This is a genomic window from Martelella sp. FLE1502, from assembly GCF_053484255.1.
Genome location: NZ_JBAKFQ010000001.1, coordinates 326,884 through 347,611, shown reverse-complemented (window position 1 = coordinate 347,611; position 20,728 = coordinate 326,884). Strand labels below are relative to the sequence as shown.

The following is a 20,728-nucleotide window of genomic DNA, read 5'->3' as shown; positions in this document are numbered from 1 at the left end:
CCGTTGGCCGGTCGCTCTCGTGTTAGCGCTGTCGAATATACAAGAAAGCGGCGCGAAAGCCGGTTGCGGTTTCGCCGTAAATCCCCGAAAAAACATAAGGTTACGCCCTCAATCATCCTTTTTACGGGATCGAGGGCGCAGAGAGCCGCCGTCAGGCAGGGCAGCGTGGGCTACTTCTCGTCAGGCACGAAATGCATCGCATGGCCGTTCATGCAATAGCGCAGGCCGGTGGGCTTCGGGCCATCGGGGAAGACGTGGCCGAGGTGGCCGCCGCAGGTGGCGCAGCGGATTTCGGTGCGCACCATGCCGAGCGAATCATCGCGCAGTTCGATCACCGCGTCTTTCCTGACCGGCTCGAAGAAGCTCGGCCAGCCGCAGCCGGCATCGAACTTGGTGTCCGAACGGAACAGCGGGGTCTCACAACCGGCGCAGTAATAGGTGCCGATTTCGAAACTGTCCCAGTAAGGGCCGGTAAAGGGGCGTTCGGTGCCATGTTCGCGCAGGATGTGAAACTGCTCCGGCGTCAATTTGTCGCGCCATTCTTCTTCGCTTGCCGGATTTTTCTGTTTATTGATGTCTGTCAAAGTCGCGCTCCAACGGTTTTTCACGTTTAATGGCTGTCTGTAGCGATAGATGTGTCGTAGGCTCAGAAAAAGCAATGCCTTGGCAGGAAAGCCGACCACGGAGGCGTTTGCGGTTTCGCACCTGCGAAAAAGACTTGGACGCGGTTGAGCGCATGCTAAACTTAACGTAACTGATCAGGTTCAGTTGCGTGAATGCCCGGCAGATTAATTTTTGGAGATGCTATGTCGCCCAGTGAGACGACACTTATATTTCTGGCCCTTCTTCTGCCCTTCATCGGGGCGGTTTTATCTCCGATCCTCTACCGCATCTTCAAATCCTTCGCGCCCTGGCTTCTGGCGCTGCTGCCGCTGTTTTCGCTGGTCCAGTTCGCCCGGCTCGTGCCGCGCATTGCCAATGGCGAGGCGCTGACCGGCGGCTATGACTGGGTGCCGAGCCTGGGCCTGCGCTTCTCCTTCCTGATCGACGGCCTTTCGCTGACCTTCGCGCTGCTGATCACCGGCATCGGAACGCTGATCGTGCTCTATGCCGGGGGCTATATGAAGGGCCACCCGCAGCAGGCGCGGTTCCTGTCCTTCATGTTCATGTTCATGGGCGCGATGCTCGGCGTCGTCATCTCCGATGGGCTGCTGATGCTGTTCATCTTCTGGGAGCTTACCTCGATCACATCATTCCTGCTCATCGGTTTCGACCATGAAAAGGATGCCTCGCGCCGCGCCGCGATCCAGGCGCTGGTGGTGACCGGCGGCGGTGGCCTGGCGCTGCTCGCCGGGGTGTTGACGATCCAGTACATCACCGGCGCGAACGGGCTTTCCGAACTGCTCGCAAGTGGCGATGTGCTGCGGCAGAGCCCGCTTTATCTCGCTGCCTTCATTCTGGTTCTCGGCGGTGCGTTCACCAAGTCGGCGCAGTTTCCGTTCCATTTCTGGCTGCCGAACGCCATGGAGGCGCCGACCCCGGTTTCGGCCTATCTGCACTCCGCAACCATGGTGAAGGCGGGCGTTTATCTGCTGATGCGGCTGAACCCGGTGATGGGCGATACCGCGGCGTGGATGACGGTTCTGCCGGCGTTCGGCGGCGTGACGCTCATCATCGGCACGGTGCTGGCCGTGCGCCAGACCGACCTGAAGCTGATGCTTGCCTATACCACCGTCGCCTCGCTCGGCCTGATGGTGATGATGACCGGCATGGGCATCGAACACGCGGTCGAGGGCGCGGTGCTCTATCTGATCGCCCACGCGCTGTTCAAGGGCGGGTTGTTCATGGTTGCCGGGTTGATCGACCACGAGACCGGCACCCGCGACCTGACAAAGCTCGGCGGGCTGGCGAAGGCGATGCCGATTACCTTTGCCGCCGGGCTCGCCGGCGCGATCTCGATGGGCGGCCTGCCGCCGTTCGTCGGCTTTCTCGCCAAGGAAGGGATCTACGAATCGCTCGATGCCGGAACAACCTTTGCGACCATCTTTCTGATCGTTGCGATCATCGGCAACGCGCTGATGTTCGCCGTCGGCTTCGGCGTCGGGCTGAAGCCGTTCATCGGCGCGAAGACCGAGACGCCGAAACATGCCCATGAGGGGCCGGCCCTGATGTGGATCGGTCCGATCACGCTTGGCCTTGCGGGCCTGCTTTCGGCCGTGTTCGCGCATTACTTCAACACCCATTTCTCGGGTCCGATGGCGAGCGCCGTCGCGGGCGAGGAGATCAGCATCCATCTGTCGCTGATCCCGCATATCGGCCTGCCGCTGGCGCTGTCGGTGCTGACCGTCGCAATCGCGCTGGTGATCTACTGGCGGCTTGACGCGCTGCGGGCGGCGATTGCCGGCATGCTGACGCGTCTTGGGCCCGGGCCTGATCTCTGGTTCGACAGTTTCATGCGCGGTCTTGTGAGACTGTCCTTCAAAGTGACGCAGACGATCCAGCCGGGGCGTCTGGAATTCTACATCACCGCCACTTTCATGATGGTCGCGGCCGTGCTGATGGCTTCGCTGTTCTCGTTCGGCGAATTGCCGGTATGGCAGGGCCTGCCGGAAGATCTCCACCTCGCGCACTGGGTGATCCTGCTGCTGGCCGTGATCGGGCTTGGCGCGGTGATCGGCGCGCATAACCGGCTGACGGCGATCGTGACGCTCGGCATCCAGGGCTTTGCGGTGGCCGTTCTGTTTCTGCTGCTTGGCGCGCCCGACCTGTCTTTCACCCAGTTCATGGTCGAAACCCTGTCGGTGGTCATTCTGACGCTGGTGATGACCCGCCTTAACCTGACGCCGTCCGATCATCGCGCGATGGGGCAAAGACTGTTCGACGGCGCGCTTGCCGTGATCTGCGGGCTTGGTTTCACGCTGCTTTTGATGCGCGTCACCCAGGTTCCGTTCAATGACCGGCTGTCGGAGTTCTTCAACAGCTATTCGAAGGTGATCGCCCACGGGCACAACGTCGTCAACGTCATCATCGTCGACTTCCGCGGGACGGATACGCTTGGCGAGATTGCCGTGGTGATGATCACCGGACTTGCCATTCTGGCCCTGATCCGGCTGCGCAACACCAGGACCGGCACAACCCCCAAGGAACCGACAGAAAGCGAGGTCCGATGAACACGCTGATCTTCCGAACGGCGGCGCCATTCCTGTCGGCGTTGATGATGCTGTTTTCGATCTTCGTCCTGCTGCGCGGCCACAATGCGCCCGGCGGCGGCTTTATCGGCGGTCTGATCGCGGCCTCGGCCATCGCCATTTTCGGCATTGCCATGGGGGTTTCGGCGGTGCGCCGGGCGATCCACTTCCATCCGCTGGCCTATGCCGGAGCGGGACTTCTGCTCGCCGCGCTTTCGGGCTTGATCTCGATCTTCGCGCACACGCCGTTCATGACGGCGCACTGGATCTATCCGGTGATCTACGGTGTGGAAGTGCCGATCTCGACGGTCACCACCTTCGATATCGGCGTCTATCTCGTGGTGTTCGGAGCGATATCGTCGATCTTCCTGGCCCTTGAAGAGAGGGACCATATCTGATGGAGTTCGTGCTCTCGTGCCTTGTCGGCATCTTCTTTACCGCCGCGATCTACCTGATGCTGTCGCGCCACAGCGTGCGCATCATGCTGGGCATCGCCATTCTCAGCAATGCGGTCAATCTGCTGATCTTTACCGCCGGGCGGGTTACCGGCTTCGTGCCGCCGATCATCCCGAAAAGCATGGACACGCTGCCTTCGGGAACCGCCAACCCTCTGCCGCAGGCGCTGATCCTGACGGCGATCGTGATCGCCTTTTCCTTCTTTGCCTTCCTTCTGGTTTTGACCTACCGCGCCTATCAGGATCTCAATACCGATGATACCGACGATATGCGGGCGGCGGAGCCCAAGGACCAGCCCATGCCGCCGCTCGGCTACTGAACGGGGATATCAAGACTGAACCCATGGCAGCTTCCGCTTACCAAATCGATCCCTCCGCCGCGCTGACAATGGCGCCGACGACGCTGACGGACTGGCTCGTCATCCTGCCGGTCGCGACCTGTATCGCCGTCGGCGCGCTCTTGACGATGATCCGCAAGCACACCGTCTGGCATCCCGTGATCGCCATTGCCGCGCTTGCCTTTCTGGTCGTCATCGACAGTCTGCTGCTTTTTACCGTGTGGAAGGACGGGCCGCTCACCATGGTGGCGGGCCGCTGGCTGCCGCCCTTCGGCATTGCCTTCACCGCAGACATTATGAGCGCGCTGTTTGCGCTGGCCGCCGCCATTGCGGGGCTCGCCGGCGCGGTGTTCGCGCTTGGCAGCATCGACACGAGCGGGCGGCGCTACGGATTCTATCCGTTTCTGCTGCTGCTGATCGCGGGCGTCTCCGGCGCGTTCCTGACCGGCGATATCTTCAACCTCTATGTCTGGTTCGAGGTTCTGCTGATTTCGTCATTCGGCCTGCTGATCCTGGGGTCTACCCACGAGCAGCTTGACGGCGCGATGAAATATGCGGTGCTGAACCTGATCGGCACCACGCTGTTCCTGATCGCGGTTGCCTATATCTATGCCGTGTTCGGCACGCTCAACATGGCCGATATCGCGATTAGGGCGCGCGAGACCCCGGCACTGCCGACGGCGACGATCGGCGCGCTGTTCGTGCTGGCCTTCGGCATGAAGGCGGCGGCCTTTCCGGTCAATTTCTGGTTGCCGGCCTCCTATCATACGCCGCGCACCGTGGTTTCGGCGCTGTTCGGCGGGCTTTTGACCAAGGTCGGCGTCTATGCGCTGCTCAGGGTCATGGTTATGATCCTGCCGGCCGATCTTGCGACGCTTTCTTCCGTCGTCGGTCTTGCCGCCTTCCTCACCATGGTTCTGGCCGGTCTCGGCGCGATCGCCCAGCATGATATCCGCCGCGCAGTCGGCTATGTCGTAATCGTGGGGATCGGCAATTGCCTTGCGGGCGTTGCGATCGGTGGCATGGACGGGCTGCAGGGCGCGTTGTTCTACGCGCTGCATTCGATGATCCTGATGACGCTGCTCTATCTGATCACCGGCCTTGCCGGCCGGCTCGCCGGCGGCTTCTCGCTCAACCAGATCGGCGGCATCTACAAGCGCTATCCGGTGTTTGCTGGCCTCAGCCTTGGCGCGTTCTTCGCCGCCGCCGGACTGCCGCCGTTTTCCGGCTTCTGGCCCAAGGCCATTCTGGTGCGCGCCAGCGTCGAAACCGGGTCGTGGTGGCTTGCAGCCGGCATTCTTTTCGCCGGGTTCTGTTTGACGGTGTCGCTTGGCAGAATATTCCTGCTGGCCTATTGGCGGCCCGCAGAGGGTGAGGTTTCCGAGACGCTCAGGATACCGTTTTCCGAGTGGCTGCCGATTATCGGGCTTTCCGCCATCGTTGTCGTCTTCGGGCTTTATCCGGAGCCGGTGCTGAACCTGACTTCAAAGGCGATTGGCGGCATTCTTTCGCCGGAGGGGTATTTCCTGTCGGTCTTCCCGGGAGGAAGCGTGCAATGAAGATACTGCTTTCCAATCTCGTTCTGGCGATCTTCTGGGTTGCCGTAACCGGCAGCGCCTCGCTGCACAACCTGTTCTTCGGCATCATCATCGGCGCGATCGCGGTCGGGCTGGTGCGCCATCAGATCGGCGGGACAGGCTATTTCTCGCGCGTGAAGCGGCTGTTCAAACTGCTGATGCTGTTTCTGTACGAGCTCATGGCGTCGGCCTGGTCGGTCGCGAAACTGGTCTGCTCGCCGCGCATGAACGTCAAACCCGGCATATTCCGCTATGAACTGTCGCTCGAAAAGGATTTCGAAATCGTTCTGCTTGCCAACATGATCACGCTGACGCCCGGAACGCTGTCCGTCGACGTTTCGGATGACAATCAGTATCTCTATATCCACGCGATTGACTGCGCCGATCCCGACGCGATCAGGAAGAGCATCGCCGAGGGCTTCGAAACCAAGATCAGGGAGGCTTTTGCCTGATGACGCCTGAGGAGATCGTACAGCATGCCTCAGATATGTCCCTGGTGCTGCTTTCGGTTGCGCTGTTGCTGACAGCCTATCGGGTGGTGAAGGGGCCGACGCTGCCGGACCGTGTTCTGGCGCTCGATATGATCGTGGCGGTAGGCGTGGGGTTCATCATCGTGATCGCGGTGCGGACCGGGTTCACGCTTTACATCGACATCGCCATCGCGCTCGGCCTTGTCGGCTTTCTGGCGACCGTCGCCTTCGCGCGGTTCATCCGTTCGAGCGCGATGCGGGCCGATACCGAGACGGGCTTCAAGGTGAAGCCGCATCCCATGGCCTATGATTCCGGGCCGTCGGGCGAAGACGTGCCGGTGGTTTCGGCCGATGCGGAAAAGAGCGGGGAGTAGGGTTATGGCGCAATATCTTCTGGCCGGGCTGGTTTCCCTTCTGATGCTTGCGGGCGCGGCCTTCACGCTTACGGCTGCAATCGGAATCATCAGGCTGCCCGATCTCTATTCGCGCATGCATGCGGCCTCCAAGGCCGGCACGGTCGGGGCGGGGCTGATCTTTCTGGCAATCGGCATTCATGCCGGCGAGGTATCCACTTTCGTGCGGGCCTGCGCGGGTATCGTATTCTTCATCATCACGGCGCCGATCTCGGCGCATCTGCTGGCGCGCGCCTCTCATGAGGTTGGTTACCCGCTATACGAGAATACGGTCAGGGATGAATTACAAAGTAGAGACAGTGATTAGCAGCACGGTTTTTACGACTTTGGAATGTTTTTAAGTATTATGCCATGGGCAGACCCGAAATCGCGTGATCGCGCTTCGCTGCTTTCAATAAAGACGATAAAACGACGATTTAAACTTTACATTTGTCATTGAAGTGGTATTCCGTCCAAGAGCGCGCGAATATTTAGCGCGTTGATGAAAATAAACAGGCCCTATCCGTGAGGCTGTGCTGCCGGTTTTCCGTGCGGCGCGGCTTTAATTTCTACGCAGAAACGACGACGACCAACGGCGCTGCTTGAAGAGATTTTCTGAAGGCGTCCTTGCGCAGAGTAACTGCGGGCGCGGGCAGGCAAAGAAAAGAACAGGAGTGAAGAATGACGGATGCAACGATCGAGCAGGACAACCAGGCCCTCGTGGAACTGACCGCCGATATCGTGGCCGCTTATGTGAGCAACCATGTGATCCAGACCGGCGACCTGCCGGGGCTCATTCACGAGGTGCACGCCGCGCTGAGCAACACCGCGAAGCCGCAGGCTGCCGCCCAGGCTCAGGAAAAGCAGAAGCCGGCGGTTTCGGTTCGCAAGTCGATCAGCGGCGACCATCTCGTTTGTCTGGAATGCGGCGGCAGCTTCAAGTCGCTGAAGCGTCACCTGATGACCCATCATGACCTGACCCCGAATGCCTATCGCGAAAAGTGGGACCTGCCGGCGGATTATCCGATGGTGGCGCCCTCCTATGCCGAGGCGCGTTCCCGCCTTGCCAAGGAAATGGGTCTCGGACAGCGCCGCGGGCGCTAATCGCGATCAAACGATTTCGCTCCGGATCTGGATGCCGGCGGTCGAGAGGCTGCTGGCATTTTTTTATCTGCAAGCGCTAGCAAATGCCGGCGTCCTCTCAGGGACATTCCCTAAGGTTGTGTTTACCTTCGTGCAATGCCCGCATAGGTAAACGGTTGAAGAGAGTAGGAAAATAATCCTATTATGGAGGAAAATAAGTAAACAAAAACAACAGGCGGTTTTGAGGGTACCCCTCTTTATGTCCCCGCTTCCGGCGCCGATGTAAGAATAAAATCCTATTTTTCAGGGAGCTGACATGAACGAGCAACGCGTAGCATCGCCGGTCGCGACGACCTTCCAACAACGCCTGAACCATCAGCCAGCCTGGTGCATCGAGAGGGCAAGCCAGATGTCGGATATCCGCAAGGCCTGCCGCATTGTTCTGCTGATCACCAAGGAGATGGCGCTTATCGCCGGCGAGCGGATTTCGATCCGCGCCGAGCGGCGGCGTTCCGTCTCGCATTATCGCCAGATCGCCATGTATGTCTGCCACGTATCGCTGCAGTTGTCGCTGAGCGAGATCGGACTTGCCTTCGGGCGCGATCGCACAACGGTGGCCTATTCCTGCCGCGTCATCGAGGACCGGCGCGACGACCGGGCTTTCGACGAGTTCATCGCCGCCGTGGAGCGTCTGGCCTATAACGTGATCATTGCCGCCGAGGTGCGCCATGACGGCTGAGATGGGCGAGAAGACGCCGCTGGACATGCTGGCGCGGCAGAAGGCGCGCGACGGCTCTCCTTTTCTGACGGAGGAGGCGTTTGCGGCCGGGGAACGGCTGGCGGAGGATTTCAACCGCGCCCTTATGCAGCCGCGGATTTCCGCCTCGCTTCAGCCGCGCCTTGAGACGCGGGGCCGGTTTGCCGCTCCATCGGCAATGTCGGATACGGCGATCGATGCGCGCCGCCGCGTGGCGCGGGCGCTGAAGGCGGCTGGACCGGAGCTAGCCGATATCGCGCTCGATTTCTGCTGCTTCATGAAGGGGCTCGAACAGATCGAGCGGGAGCGGCAATGGCCGGTCCGCTCCGCCAAGCTGATGGTGCGCACGGCATTGCTGGCGCTTGCCCGCCACTACGCGCCGCCGCCGGCCAAGACGGGCATTCGCGGTTGGGGCGCGGCGGGCTACCGGCCCGAGATCTCGGCATTTTTCGCGGATGAGTGAAATGCTCAGGCGGCGAGTTCGCGCGCCGCCGTTTCGCGGATTTTGGTGACCATGGCGTTGAGCCCGTTGGCGCGCTGGGCGGAGAGGTGATCGACCAGGCCGATCTTGCGGAAGGTTTCGATGGCGTCCGTCTTTGCGATTTCCGATGCGGTGTGGCCCGAATAGACGGTCAACACGATCGACACCAGCCCCCGCACGATGAAGGCATCGGAATCGCCCCGGAATTCCATCACCGGGTCCTCGCCTTCGCCTGTCTTCGACACCAGCCAGACCTGGCTGGCGCAGCCATGCACGCGATTGTCCTCGATCTTCTCGTCCTCCGGCAGGTCCGGCAGGGCCTTGCCGAGCTCGATGACGTAGCGGTAGCGGTCTTCCCAGTCATCGAGAAAGGAAAAGTCGTCGATAATCTGCTTGAGTTTGTCGCTCATCATCCGGCCTTTTGATTGCTACTGCCTCGATATAGTTCGATGCGGCGGGAATTGAAATGCGCGGCGGCGCAGGAAGCCGAAATTTGCCGGTGTTTCAGCGCGGACGCGGGGTCGGCACGGGTACGTTCTCGGGCAGGCCGGGGATGCGAACGGTCGTCTCGACCATTGCCGGCTGGCCGATGATCGCGCCGGTCTGGATGAGGTCGGGCGTGTTGCCGGCAACCACCGCGGGCGGTGTTTCGACGACGGGTTCGGGCGCGATGACTGGCTCCGGCGCGGCGGGCCGGGCGACCTTGGGCGCGGCAGCGGTTTCCTGGGCGGGTTTCGGCGATTTGTCGCCGAAATGCTGGCCGAGATAGATATAGACGATCTCCGCGCCCTGGCGCGCGCGGCGGCCGAGAAAGCTGATAATGCCCGAGCCGTCATTGCAGACATCGGGGCGTTCGTCGCAGATGCCGCTCATATATTCGAACGTGCCGCGCGCGGCCGAGACCGCGCCGCCGATATCCTGGCCGCTGGGCAGCGCCTGTTGCTCGCGCGTTGCAGCACCCCCCAGCATGAGCGGCGCGAAGAACGGCACCAGCAGGAGCAGAACGAAAATCATGAATGCGGATTTCAGCAGGAATCTCATCGGCCCCCGGCCTGTTGGTTGTGCCCGCAAGCGTTGTACCCACACTTAACCTAAGACGGTAAATGAGCCGCTAAAAGGGCGCGGGAAAACGAACACAGGAGCGGCACCCCACTGCTTGACCATGGGTGTGCGTGTAAATATATAACTAAATCAGATCCTTGGTTTGAAAACGGGGCGTGTCTTGATGTGTTATGGCAACGTACCCCATTAACCATATCCAGAGATTTTTTCGATTGTAGAGGCGCTATCGGCGCGCGCGACGCTGGCAGCGGGAGGCCTGCTCCATTACCCTTCGTTAACAGCCGCGGTCTATTTTCTGCGGCGAGAGGCGTGACCGGATGCCGATGGTTTGAAAAGCGGCGAAGATACGGGTGATGGACTGAATGGCGAAAAAGACGACGAAGAAAACCGGAAAGCGCGGGAAAAAGACGCCCTCGCTGATCGGGCGCACGGCGTCGTCGCTGGGCGGCCTCGCGGCGCGTCATCCGGGCAAGATCGGCGGGCCGCTGGTGTTCGGCGTGGTCTTCAGCTTCGTATCGGCCAATGCGCTATGGTATCAGCCGGGGCCGCATCCGAGCCCGATGATGAAGACGCGCCAGCCGACCAACCCCTATGCCGTTCCCGGCCGCCGGATGGCCGAGGCGACGGACTTCGAGAGTTTCCGCATCGAACTCGAGGATGGCGAGACCGCCGCCGCCGAAAAGCCGAAAGACGATCTGGTCGCGATCCTCGAACAGGTCGAGGCCAATCCGCCGCCGGCAACGAGCGCTGCGATTGAACAGGACGTGACCGCGTCAGCGCCGCCGCCCGCGCCGGTTGCCGATGAACCGGATATCCTTGCCGTTCAGCAGGCGCTTGCGGCGCGGGGCTACTACAAGGGCACGCCGGACGGGGTGACCGGCCCGCTGACGAAAGCGGCGATCAGGGCATTCCAGGGCGATAGCGGGATCACGCCGACCGGGGAGGCCGACGAGGAGGTTGTGGCGCTGCTCAGCGTAGCCGCGCCGCTGCCGGAACCGCGGCCGGAGACCGCCCCATCGCCTGATCCGGTTGCCGACATCCTGAAGTCGGAAACCGCGCCTGCGGGCAACGCCGAAGTATCCGCCGCCGATCCGATGGTGGTCGAGATCCAGCGCGGACTGGTGAATATCGCCTATGACGGCGTGGTGGTCGACGGCGTGGCCGGGGCGACGACGCGGGCGGCGATCCTCGAATTCCAGAAACACTACCGGCTGCCGGAAACGGGCGAGCCGAATGAGGCCGTGCGCGACAAGCTTCGCGAGATCGGCGCGCTTTAGGCTGCCGATCTGCCGTTGCAAAAAGCCCGGTCATCGGGCATGCCATGAGAACGTCGTGGAAATCCTGGAGCGGCCGATATGCGCCTTCGTTCAGATTTTTTTGCTTCCGCGCTGGTGCGCGACGCCTTCGCCGCGGGCGGTTTCGCGGTGATCGAGCGCAAGGGCGCGGCCGAAGCGGGGGCGATCGTGATCCGCCAGATTTTCCGCGACGGCACCGAGAGCCTCTATCTGCCAGCCCCGCAGAGCTTTGCGGAGGAGGGTGTGCAGGACCGGGTTTTCGAGAGGCGGCTCAACGCGGCGTCATCGGAAAAAGTATCGGAGATGCTGGAGCGCGAAATGCGTTTCGACAGCGATCTGTGGGTCGTGGTGCTGGAATGCGAGAATGTGGACGGCTTCTTCAACATTGCCGACGAAGAGCAGGGCTGAGCGGGCTTCTTGCGCTGAAGGCGGCCGGGCGGTTCACGCCGTGCGCCGCGCCGCTTCCTGTTTTTCGGCGGCGACACGGGTTTCGCGCTCGCGCTCCGACTGCCAGCCCAGCAGTTCCTGGATGCAGGTGGCGGGCTTCAGCGATCCCACGAGCTTTTCGGCCGCGTGTTCGGTGGTTTCGTTGTCCTGCCGGTCGATCGCGGCAATGCGGGGCAGAACGTAGCTCGTGTCGGCATGGTTCATGCCAAGCGCGATCAGGGCGACGGCAAGACGCTGGCCGGTGGGTTCTTCGAGAATGCGACGGGCGAGCACCCGGTCGCCGCCAAGCGCGCGCGTGAAGGTTTCGGTGAAGAACGGCTTTTCGGCGCGCCGCGCGAAGCGCACCAGGAGCGCGGTCTGCAACTCGGTGAGGGTGGAAACGCCGAGGCGATCGGCATCGCCGGTGCCGGCGGCCATGGCCTTCAGCGTGCGACGTAGCGCCTCGCTGTCATCGCGGGTGCCGGTGTCGACGTCGAAATTGCCGGCGGACTCCTGCTGTTCCTCCGAGCGCCGTGCGCCGATCAGCGCCTGGATGACCTTCTGCGACAGGTCCGTCCGGTGGATGATGGCGCGGATATGTTCTTCCGTTGTGGTCTCGATCAGGGCGATCAGCGTGTCGTCGGTGATGGCGGGCGAGCGGGCGAGGAAGGGGGCCGCGACCGCGATCTCGCGGCTGCCGATATAGCGGCAGACATCCTGCGGCACATGGGCGTGGCAGGAAAGGGCGGCGACCGCCTGGCGGCGCGCCTCCGGCGAAGAGGCCTCGTAGACGGGGCCGAAGAGTTCGGCAAAGCGCCGGCGTTCGGCGCCGCTCGGATTGTCGAGCGAGCCGAAGCCCGAAACCGTGGCCATCAGCACGACGTCGAGATTGCGCGTGTTCTTCAGCCCTTCAAGTTCCCGATACCGATCGACCAAGACCGTACTCCCCGACAAATGTCTTCTATCGACAACAGGTTAGGGAGAAAACGTTATAAAGATGTTAACCATAGCGATGGAGCGTATTCCGGCTGCCGGGCCGTGTCTTTATTGCTCTGGCGATGTAAGGTGAACAGGTCGGGCAGCTTGCTCCCGATACTCTCTCCCGCTGGCGGGAGAGATGCCCCGAAAGGGGCAGTGAGGGTGGTTCAGCGTTTCAAATTGTGAGGGCGTTCGCGGGGATAGACTCCCCCCTCACTGTCGCTTTCGCGACATCTCTCCCCTCCGGGGCGAGAAGATTGGGGGGCTATGCGGAGAGGTTGATGGAGAGACTGGCATGAGCCTCAGATCGCCAGATATTCCTCGCGCAGTTCGGCGTTGTCGAGCACTTCGGCCGCGGTGCCGGAGAAGACGATCTGGCCGGTGTCCATGATGACCGCCTTGTCGGAGAGGCGAAGGGCTGCGACTGCGTTCTGTTCGACGATGATGGTGGTGATGCCGAGGTCGCGGATCTGGCGGACGATGCTTTCGATCTCGTGGACGATCACCGGGGCGAGACCCTCATAGGGCTCGTCGAGGAACAGGATCTTGATATCGCGGGCGAGCGCGCGGGCGACGGCCAGCATCTGCTGCTCGCCGCCGGACATGGTGACGGCGTCCTGCCTGCGGCGTTCGGCGAGGCGGGGAAAATGATCGTAGATCTTCTCGATGGTCCAGCCCTTTTCGCCGGAGACCTGGGCGAGAACGAGGTTTTCCTCGACGGTCAGCCCGCCGATGATGCGGCGGTCTTCCGGCACGAGCTGCGCGCCCATCTTGGCGGCCTGGAAGGCGCGCTTGTTGTGCAGCGGTTCGCCATCGAGCCAGATTTCACCGCTCTTCAGGCCGGGATTGTCGAGGCGGGCGAGGGTGCGCAGCGTGCTGGTCTTGCCGGCGCCGTTGCGGCCGAGGAGGGACAGCACCTCGCCCTTGGCGATATCGAAGGAAACGCCCTGAACGATGTAGCTTTCGCCGTACCAGGCGTGAATGTCGCGGACGCTGAAGAATGCATCGCCCTTTTCGGTGGCCATCCGGTTTTGCTCCTCGCGGACATTGTTGCTGTGCATGTTCATGCCTCGGTCTCCCCGAGATAGGCTTCCTTGACCTTCGGGTTCCCGCGCACCTCATCAGGAGAACCTTCGGCGATGATCCGGCCCTGCGCAAGCACCGAGATCCTGTCGGCGAGCGAGAACACGACATGCATGTCATGCTCGATGATCACCTTGGTCATGCCGCGGGCCTTGATGCGCTGAAGCAGTTCGATAGTGCGGTTGGTATCGTGGCGGGCCATGCCGGCCGTGGGTTCGTCTAGAAGCAGGAGCTTAGGTTTCTGGATCAGGCACATGGCAAGCTCCAGCCGCCGCTTGTCGCCGCGCGATAGCGAGCCCGCCTCGTGATGGCGGCGCGGGGCAAGCCCGATATCCTCCAGGATGAATTCGGCTTCCTCGCGCACTTCGTTTTCGCCGGCAAGGGCGCGGATGGCATTCAGCTTGAACGCGCCGTCGCGGCGGGCGAAGGCGGGGATCATGACGTTTTCGATCAGCGTCAGGTCCGGAAAGATCTCCGGCGTCTGGAACACGCGCGAGACACCCATCTGGTTGATTTCGTGGGGCGCGTGGCTGGTCAGCGTCTGGCCATCGAAGACGACCTTGCCGTGGGTCGGCTTCAGCCGGCCGATGCAGACATTGAGCAGGGTGGACTTGCCGGCCCCGTTGGGGCCGATAATGGCGTGGACCTTGCCGCTTTCGACCTCAAGATTGACATCGGAAAGCGCGCGCAGCCCGCCGAAGCTCTTGTGGACGTCATCAACGTGAAGGACGATGTTTTTGTCGGCCATGGTGTTACTCCGCGGGCTGGACTTCGGCGACGGATTGTTCCTCCGCCTTGCCGGTGCCGCCGCCGCCGAAGCGGGCGCGGACACGTTTGACACCTTCCATGATGCCGCCGGGCAGGAAGATCACGATCGCCATGAAGATCAGGCCGAGCGTCAGGTGCCAGCCTTCTCCGACGAACAGCGACAGGAGCTTGACCACGGGGATCTCCAGCGCGTCCGGCAGGAAGGAGAAGGTCTGATGCAGGGCCTGCTCGTTGAAGGACGAGAAGATGTTTTCGAAATATTTGATGACGACAGCGCCGATGACCGGGCCGACCAGCGTGCCGACGCCGCCGAGAATGGTCATCAGCACGACCTCGCCCGAAGCCGTCCACTGCATGCGTTCGGCGCCCGCCAGCGGATCGGTGACGGCCATCAGCGCGCCGGCGAGACCGGCGAACATGCCGGAAATGATGAAGGCGGAGCGCAGATATGGCCGCGTGTTGAAGCCGGTATACATCATCCGGTTCTGGTTCGACTTCACCGCCTTCAGCATCATGCCGAAGGGCGAGCGGAAGATGCGGATCGTGAGATAGAAACAGATCAAAAGGGCGATGGCGCAGAAATAGAAGCCGCCATAACCCTGGAGCTGGATGCCGAAGAAATCGGGTGAGGGCAGGCCGGCGCCGGCTTCGAAGAACATCCGGTCGAGGATGCGCGGATCATTATGCGAAAGCTGCAGGCCGGTTTCGCCGTTGGTGATTGGCGTCAGCACCGAATAGGCGAGGTTGTAGCTCATCTGGGCGAAGGCGAGCGTCAGGATCGAGAAATAGATTCCCGAGCGCCGCAGTGTGACGTAGCCGATGACGGCGGCGAACAGGCCGGAACAGATCATCGCGAAGATGATCGCCGGGATCGCGTTCATGGTCAGCAGCTTGAACGACCAGACGGCGGCATAGGAGCCGACGCCGAGAAAGGCGGCGTGGCCGAAGGAGAGATAGCCCGTCAGTCCGAACAAAATGTTGAAGCCGATGGCGAAAATGCCGAAGATCGCAAATTTCTGCAGGAGCGCCGGATAGGCGGCGCCGAGCGGCATGAACAGGATGGGCGCGGCAAGCACGATGGCCGAGAAGATGGCAAACAGCAGCCAGTCATTGCGGGAAAGATTGGCGAACATGCGGGTCTATTCCTCCATCACGCCGCGGCGGCCCATGAGCCCGCGCGGCATGGTCAAGAGAATGATGACGGCGACGAGGTAGATGATGACCTGGTCGATGCCGGGGATGATGGCCTTGACCTCGTTCATCGAGGCGAAGGATTGCAGGATCCCTAGCGTGAAGCCGGCAATGATGGCGCCGGGCAGCGAGCCCATGCCGCCGACCACGACCACGACGAAGCTCAACACCAGGAAATCCATGCCGAGGTGATAGTTCGGCGGCAGGATCGGCGTGTACATGACGCCGGCGAGGCCCGCGACCACCGCGGCGATGCCGAAGACGACGGTGAAGCGCTTTTCGATGTCGATGCCGAGCAGGCCGACGGTTTCACGGTCGCGCATGCCGGCGCGGACCACCATGCCGTAGGTGGTGAATTGCAGGAAGGCGAACACGGCGCCGATGATCAGGAGCGCCGTCACGAAATAGATCAGGCGCCACCAGGGATAGACGATGAAGGCATCGGCCATGCCGATCCAGGCCCCGACATTGGCGGTGCCGGAGAAGAGGGAGGGGGCGGTCTGCGGGATCGGATTGGCGCCGAAGATCTTCTTGATGATCTCCTGCAGCACGATCGCGAGGCCGAAGGTGACGAGAATCTGGTCGGCATGGGGACGCTTGTAGAAGAACCGGATCAGCCCGCGCTCCATCGTGAGGCCGATCAGCAGCATGACCGGGATCGCGAGCAGGATCGACAAGGGGACGGACCAGTTGATGATCGTGGCCCCGACATCGCCGAAAGCGTATTCCATGTAGGGGATGGCGCGGGGCGCGAACAGCGCGCCCTCTTCCTTGGGCGGCTGGATCGGCCAGGAAATCAATGCGTTGAAGGCCACGGCGCAGAATGCGCCGAGCATGAACAGCGCCCCGTGGGCGAAATTGACCACGCCCAGCGTGCCGAAGACCAAGGTGAGGCCAAGCGCGATCAGCGAATAGGCCGCGCCCTTGTCCAGACCGTTCAGAATTTGAATGATGATGGCGTCCATTACCCGCTATCCGCTGTTTTGATGCGCGGGACCGGGCGCGGATCTGGCGCCCGGTCCGTTGTTCATCTGGCCGAGATCAGCACTGCTTGGCCGTATCGGGTCCGAGCTCGCCGCCGAAGATCGACGGATCGTAATCGACCTGCGAGCGCGGCACGACTTCGACCACCTTGAGGAGGTCGTATTCGTTTTGCGGGTCCGGGTTACCGCGCACGACCAGGCAATCCTTCATGCACTGGTGGTCGGCGGCGCGGTAGAGCGTCGGGCCATTGCCGAGACCATCGAACTCGAAGCCTTCCAGCGCCTTGATGACTTCCGGTGCGAAGAAGGTGCCCGCGCGTTCCACGGCGTCCGCGTAAAGCAGGGCCTGGACGTAGCAGGTCTGGGCTGCCTGGGACGGCGGGAAGCCGTATTCGGCGCCGAAGGACTGGACGAAGGCCTTGGTGCCGTCATTGTCGAGCGACCACAGCCAGTTGGCCGAGCCGAGGATGTTCTCGGCGGCGGAGCCCGCGCCCTTGGCCATCAGGTCGGAGAACAGCGGCACGACGATCTCGAAATTCTTGCCGTTGGCCTGCTTGTCCTTGAGGCCGAACTGGACGGCCTGGGTCAACGAGTTGACCATATCGCCGCCGTAGTGGTTGAGAATCAGGACATCCGCGCCGGAATTGAGAACCGGGGTGATGTACTGCGAGAAGTCGCCCGCGCCGACGGGGGTCTTGACCGTCTGGACGGTTTCCCAGCCGAGCGCCTCGGTGGCGTTCTTCATCGATTCCTCCTGGGTCCAGCCCCAGGTATAGTCGGCGGTGAGGTGATAGGCGCGGCGGTCCGAACCGTATTCCTTTGCGAGGACCGGGCCGAGCGCTTCGCCGGACTGGTAGGCGTTGAAGAAGTGGCGGAAGCCGTAGCGGCGCTTGTCCTTGCCGGTGGTGTCGTTGGAATGGGTGAGGCCGGCCATGAAGATGACGCCCATGTCCTGGCAGAGGCTCTGCACGGCAATAGCGACGCCCGAGGACGAACCGCCGGTGATCATCACCGCGCCGTCCTTCTCGATCATGCGCTTGGCGCCGTCGCGGGCCGCGTCCGACTTGGTCTGGGTGTCGCCGGTGACATAGTCGACCTTCTTGCCGAGAATGCCGTTGCCCTTCAGCGTCTTCGAGGAGAAGGTCGACAGCATGCCGCCATCGCCTTCGCCATTCAGATGCTTGGCGGCGAGCTGGAGGGCCTTCAACTCGTCGAGGCCTTCATCGGCATAGGGGCCGGTCTGGGGCACGTTGAAGCCGAGCACGACATTGCTGCCGGTCGGCATGTTGCAGGACATCTTGTCCTGGGCGTATGCGCCGCGGACGAAATGCATGGGTGCGGCGAGCGTGATGCCGGCGGCCGCGCCCGCTCTCAGCAGGCTGCGCCGGTTCATGATAAAGCGAGACATTCAGACTCCTCCCAAGTCGTGAAAAGGGCTGCGCTCTCCTCAGCGCAGAAGCGCTCATCCTCCGGAGCGCATGGGGGGATGCTAGCAAGCGGGCAAATTGTCGCAATTGACCGATAGTGATAAGACCTTTGTTTAAGTCAGTAATTGCTTACGTAATATCCGGCGCGATGCGGGTTGAAGCGCGGCCGCGACGCGCGCATATAGGCGGTTCGGCGAAAAGGAAGACCAATGGCTGACAAGGCGGACGAACCTTTCTGGCGGGTGAAGCGGCTCGAGGAGATGGACAATCGCGAATGGGAAGCCCTTTGCGATGGTTGCGGGCTGTGCTGTCTGAACAAGCTGGAGGACTGGGAGACGGGGGAGGTGGCGTTCACCTCGGTCGCCTGCCGGCTGCTGGACGGGCATAGCTGCCAGTGTTCGGATTACGAGCACCGGCAGAAGACGGTGCCGGAATGCATTCAGCTCGATATGGAGGGCGTGCGGGAAATCCCCTGGCTGCCGCCGACCTGCGCCTATCGGCTGATCCATGAGGGACGGGACCTCTACTGGTGGCATTACCTCGTTTCCGGAGACCGCGAGACGGTGCATCAGGCCGGGATTTCGGCCCGCGACAAGACCATCAGCGAGATGAAGGTGGCGGTGGAGGACTACGAGGACTACCTGATCGAATGGCCGGTGCTGACGGGCGAGAAGACGGGATGAGACATTCCGCCAAGATTACAAGATAAGAAAAAATACCTATTATAGGAAAATAATCCTTGACGGCGTAACGGTGCTTTGGTAGCTTCTGGATACGGTCGGGAATTTGCGGGTTTGACCCCGTTTCGCCTTCCCGCCCGATTCAGCCGTCACTCAGACTGGAGCGGTTCCGCTTTTCCTCGTATCGCGGAACCGCTCTATCTTTTTGACCTTCTGCGAGCCGGTGACGGCTCCATCCGGAATTGTTGCCGCCCGGTTTCGACCGGGCTTTTTTATGGTCGAACGGCGGACTTGAGAGGTGCGCCGGAAGGAGCTTCATTGTGGCTGACCATGAGTCATTCGATATCTCGCTATTCGGGTTGTGGCCGCGCAACCCGCGCTATGAAGGCGGGGCGGGGCGAACGGAGGCCGGCTATCATTTCATCGAACCGAAGACGCGGCGCGGCGGCGGCGATGACGACATGCGGCTGCTCTTGAACGACCTGACGGCGGAGATGCGGGCGCAGTTTTCTTTTTTCAAGCGACTGCGCATGCGGGCCGTCAAGAGAGGTAGTCAGGGCGATGACGGCGATGCCCGCGCCGAGGTGAAGGCGGCGACCGATGCGATCGCGCTGATCATCCGGACGCTGGAAAAGGCCGACGAGCTGCAGCGGCGGCTGGCGGCCAACCGCAAGGACGAGGAAGAGCGCCAACTGAATTTCAGGGATTACGACAATGCCAAAGCCCATTTCTTCGACCTCATCGAAAAGCGGGCCGAGGAACTGGCGACAAGAAAACTTGCCGAACGCGAACGGGCAGGCTGATCCGTTCCATTATGCCGCCTTTCTCGCCAAGGAATGGCAGTTTCTGGCGCGGCCGGAGCAATTGCCGCCGGCCTCCGACTGGCGGACATGGCTGCTGATGGGCGGCCGTGGGTCAGGCAAGACCCGCGCCGGAGCGGAATGGGTGCATGATCTGGCGATTGCCGATGGCGAAAAAAGCGAATTGCGGATCGCGCTGGTGGCGGAGACGCTGGGCGACGCCCGCGAGGTGATGATCGACGGCGTTTCCGGGATTTGCCGTGTGGCCCGGCGGATGAAGCCGGATTTCGAGATCACGCGACGGCGGCTGGTATGGCCGAACGGGGCGGTTGCCTATCTGTTTTCCTCCGAGGACCCGGAGGCGCTGCGCGGGCCGCAATTTCACTTTGCCTGGTGCGACGAACTGGCGAAATGGCGCTATGGGCAGGAATGCTGGGACATGCTGCAATTCGGCCTGAGGCTCGGGCATTCGCCGCGGCAGATGGTGACCACGACGCCGCGCGCTGTGCCGCTATTGAAGCGGCTGATGGCGGAAGACGACACCGTGTTTACCCGGATTTCGACGGCGGATAATCGCGCCAATCTGGCGCCCGGCTTCATCAAGGCGCTTTCCAGCCGCTATGGCGGAACGCGGCTTGGGCGGCAGGAGCTTGACGGCGAGTTGATCGAGGATCGCGAGGACGCGCTGTGGCGGCGCTCCGATCTGGATGCGCTTGTTGCCCGACGCGCGATGGCAACCGGGCGGATCGTGGTGGCGGTCGATCCGCCTGCGGGCTCGGGGCGGAATTCGGTCTGCGGTATTGTGGTTGCGGGCGGGATGGAAAATGGCGGGGCGCTGGTGCTGGCCGATTGCTCTGTCGAGGGCGGTTCGCCGGCGCAGTGGGCGCGGGCGGTGGTGGAGGCCTATCGGCGCTTCGATGCCGACCGAGTGGTGGCCGAGATCAACCAGGGCGGCGATATGGTGACGGCGATGCTGCGCAGCGTCGATGAACGGCTGCCGGTCTCGACGGTTAGGGCCAAGCGCGGCAAGTTTCTGCGCGCCGAGCCGGTGGCCGCACTTTATGAGCAGGGGCGGGTACGCCATGCCGGGCATTTTGCCAGGCTCGTGGACCAGATGTGCGATTTCGGGCCGGACGGGTTATCTGCGGGCCGGTCTCCCGACCGGCTGGACGCGCTGGTCTGGGCGCTGACGGCGCTGCTTCTGGAGGGCGACGGGATGCCGCGCGTGCGGGGCGTATAGCGACTTGCGCGCCGCAATCGCCAGTGCTAGCAGAAGCCCGAACAGCGCAGAGGT

24 protein-coding genes are annotated in these 20,728 nt (G+C 62.1%); 15 read left to right on the top strand and 9 right to left on the bottom strand.

The window, feature by feature from the left end:
• Positions 1–170: 170 nt before the first annotated feature.
• Positions 171–584 carry a peptide-methionine (R)-S-oxide reductase MsrB gene (gene msrB / locus V6767_RS01630; protein ID WP_230719021.1) on the bottom strand — a complete coding sequence of 138 codons (414 nt, stop codon included), beginning with the start codon at positions 582–584 and terminating at the stop codon, positions 171–173.
• A gap of 222 nt (positions 585–806) precedes the next feature.
• Here msrB and V6767_RS01625 point away from each other — a divergent pair, with 222 nt between their 5' ends.
• The 10 genes from V6767_RS01625 to V6767_RS01580 all read left to right on the top strand — a co-directional run bounded on the left by V6767_RS01625 (position 807) and on the right by V6767_RS01580 (position 8,723).
• A complete protein-coding gene (locus V6767_RS01625) occupies positions 807–3,170 on the top strand; it encodes a putative monovalent cation/H+ antiporter subunit A (RefSeq protein WP_448471805.1) in 2,364 nt (787 codons plus the stop codon).
• Positions 3,167–3,586 (top strand): Na(+)/H(+) antiporter subunit B, encoded by a 420-nt coding sequence (locus tag V6767_RS01620; protein ID WP_448429833.1) that lies wholly within the window; start codon positions 3,167–3,169, stop codon positions 3,584–3,586. The genes V6767_RS01625 and V6767_RS01620 overlap by 4 nt, the downstream gene beginning before the upstream one ends.
• Positions 3,586–3,963 carry a Na+/H+ antiporter subunit C gene (locus V6767_RS01615; protein ID WP_292054628.1) on the top strand — a complete coding sequence of 126 codons (378 nt, stop codon included), beginning with the start codon at positions 3,586–3,588 and terminating at the stop codon, positions 3,961–3,963. The genes V6767_RS01620 and V6767_RS01615 overlap by 1 nt, the downstream gene beginning before the upstream one ends.
• 23 nt (positions 3,964–3,986) lie before the next feature.
• Entirely contained in the window at positions 3,987–5,540 is a 1,554-nt protein-coding gene (locus tag V6767_RS01610) for a Na+/H+ antiporter subunit D (RefSeq protein WP_448471804.1), read from the top strand.
• A complete protein-coding gene (locus V6767_RS01605) occupies positions 5,537–6,010 on the top strand; it encodes a Na+/H+ antiporter subunit E (protein WP_448471803.1) in 474 nt (157 codons plus the stop codon). The genes V6767_RS01610 and V6767_RS01605 overlap by 4 nt, the downstream gene beginning before the upstream one ends.
• The gene (locus V6767_RS01600) at positions 6,010–6,402 is read left to right on the top strand and encodes a cation:proton antiporter (protein WP_448471802.1); all 393 of its coding nucleotides are present in this window, start codon (positions 6,010–6,012) and stop codon (positions 6,400–6,402) included. Before V6767_RS01605 ends, V6767_RS01600 begins: the two co-directional genes overlap by 1 nt.
• Positions 6,403–6,406: 4 nt before the next feature.
• Positions 6,407–6,748, top strand: coding sequence for a monovalent cation/H(+) antiporter subunit G (gene mnhG, locus V6767_RS01595; protein WP_448471801.1), 342 nt, complete (start codon positions 6,407–6,409; stop codon positions 6,746–6,748).
• A 353-nt stretch (positions 6,749–7,101) separates the two neighbouring features.
• Complete coding sequence (locus V6767_RS01590; protein ID WP_230718968.1) at positions 7,102–7,524, top strand: MucR family transcriptional regulator; 423 nt, start codon at positions 7,102–7,104, stop codon at positions 7,522–7,524.
• Between the two features lie 295 nt (positions 7,525–7,819).
• Positions 7,820–8,242, top strand: a complete 423-nt coding sequence (locus V6767_RS01585; protein ID WP_448471800.1) for a helix-turn-helix domain-containing protein — start codon at positions 7,820–7,822, stop codon at positions 8,240–8,242.
• Positions 8,232–8,723: a DUF6456 domain-containing protein gene (locus tag V6767_RS01580; RefSeq protein WP_448471799.1), complete on the top strand. Its 492-nt coding sequence runs from the start codon at positions 8,232–8,234 to the stop codon at positions 8,721–8,723. The genes V6767_RS01585 and V6767_RS01580 overlap by 11 nt, the downstream gene beginning before the upstream one ends.
• A 5-nt stretch (positions 8,724–8,728) precedes the next feature.
• On the opposite strand, the gene V6767_RS01575 is transcribed toward V6767_RS01580, so the two are convergent.
• Positions 8,729–9,154 (bottom strand): SufE family protein, encoded by a 426-nt coding sequence (locus V6767_RS01575; protein WP_448471798.1) that lies wholly within the window; start codon positions 9,152–9,154, stop codon positions 8,729–8,731.
• Positions 9,155–9,245: 91 nt separating this feature from the next.
• The gene (locus V6767_RS01570; RefSeq protein WP_448471797.1) at positions 9,246–9,755 is read right to left on the bottom strand and encodes a DUF5330 domain-containing protein; all 510 of its coding nucleotides are present in this window, start codon (positions 9,753–9,755) and stop codon (positions 9,246–9,248) included.
• A gap of 410 nt (positions 9,756–10,165) precedes the next feature.
• On the opposite strand from V6767_RS01570, the gene V6767_RS01565 reads away from it, so the two are divergent.
• Positions 10,166–11,080 (top strand): peptidoglycan-binding domain-containing protein, encoded by a 915-nt coding sequence (locus tag V6767_RS01565; RefSeq protein ID WP_448471796.1) that lies wholly within the window; start codon positions 10,166–10,168, stop codon positions 11,078–11,080.
• 78 nt (positions 11,081–11,158) lie between these two features.
• Positions 11,159–11,506, top strand: a complete 348-nt coding sequence (locus V6767_RS01560) for a DUF1491 family protein (RefSeq protein WP_448471795.1) — start codon at positions 11,159–11,161, stop codon at positions 11,504–11,506.
• Between the two features lie 33 nt (positions 11,507–11,539).
• On the opposite strand, the gene V6767_RS01555 is transcribed toward V6767_RS01560, so the two are convergent.
• The 6 genes from V6767_RS01555 to V6767_RS01530 all read right to left on the bottom strand — a co-directional run bounded on the left by V6767_RS01555 (position 11,540) and on the right by V6767_RS01530 (position 17,935).
• Positions 11,540–12,460, bottom strand: coding sequence for a DUF2336 domain-containing protein (locus tag V6767_RS01555; RefSeq protein ID WP_448471794.1), 921 nt, complete (start codon positions 12,458–12,460; stop codon positions 11,540–11,542).
• 344 nt (positions 12,461–12,804) lie between these two features.
• Positions 12,805–13,569 carry an ABC transporter ATP-binding protein gene (locus V6767_RS01550; protein WP_448471793.1) on the bottom strand — a complete coding sequence of 255 codons (765 nt, stop codon included), beginning with the start codon at positions 13,567–13,569 and terminating at the stop codon, positions 12,805–12,807.
• On the bottom strand, positions 13,566–14,333 hold the full coding sequence (locus V6767_RS01545) for an ABC transporter ATP-binding protein (RefSeq protein WP_448471792.1): 768 nt from the start codon (positions 14,331–14,333) through the stop codon (positions 13,566–13,568). Before V6767_RS01545 ends, V6767_RS01550 begins: the two co-directional genes overlap by 4 nt.
• Before the next feature lie 4 nt (positions 14,334–14,337).
• Positions 14,338–15,486, bottom strand: a complete 1,149-nt coding sequence (locus V6767_RS01540; protein ID WP_448471791.1) for a branched-chain amino acid ABC transporter permease — start codon at positions 15,484–15,486, stop codon at positions 14,338–14,340.
• Between the two features lie 6 nt (positions 15,487–15,492).
• Positions 15,493–16,509 (bottom strand): branched-chain amino acid ABC transporter permease, encoded by a 1,017-nt coding sequence (locus V6767_RS01535; protein ID WP_448429802.1) that lies wholly within the window; start codon positions 16,507–16,509, stop codon positions 15,493–15,495.
• Between the two features lie 76 nt (positions 16,510–16,585).
• Positions 16,586–17,935 (bottom strand): substrate-binding protein, encoded by a 1,350-nt coding sequence (locus V6767_RS01530; RefSeq protein WP_448429800.1) that lies wholly within the window; start codon positions 17,933–17,935, stop codon positions 16,586–16,588.
• 228 nt (positions 17,936–18,163) lie between these two features.
• On the opposite strand from V6767_RS01530, the gene V6767_RS01525 reads away from it, so the two are divergent.
• From V6767_RS01525 to V6767_RS01515, 3 genes are all read left to right on the top strand, one after another.
• Positions 18,164–18,637 carry a YcgN family cysteine cluster protein gene (locus V6767_RS01525; protein ID WP_448429798.1) on the top strand — a complete coding sequence of 158 codons (474 nt, stop codon included), beginning with the start codon at positions 18,164–18,166 and terminating at the stop codon, positions 18,635–18,637.
• Between the two features lie 317 nt (positions 18,638–18,954).
• On the top strand, positions 18,955–19,437 hold the full coding sequence (locus V6767_RS01520) for a hypothetical protein (protein ID WP_448471790.1): 483 nt from the start codon (positions 18,955–18,957) through the stop codon (positions 19,435–19,437).
• Positions 19,412–20,674, top strand: coding sequence for a DNA-packaging protein (locus V6767_RS01515; RefSeq protein ID WP_448471789.1), 1,263 nt, complete (start codon positions 19,412–19,414; stop codon positions 20,672–20,674). Before V6767_RS01520 ends, V6767_RS01515 begins: the two co-directional genes overlap by 26 nt.
• Positions 20,675–20,728 lie beyond the last annotated feature (54 nt).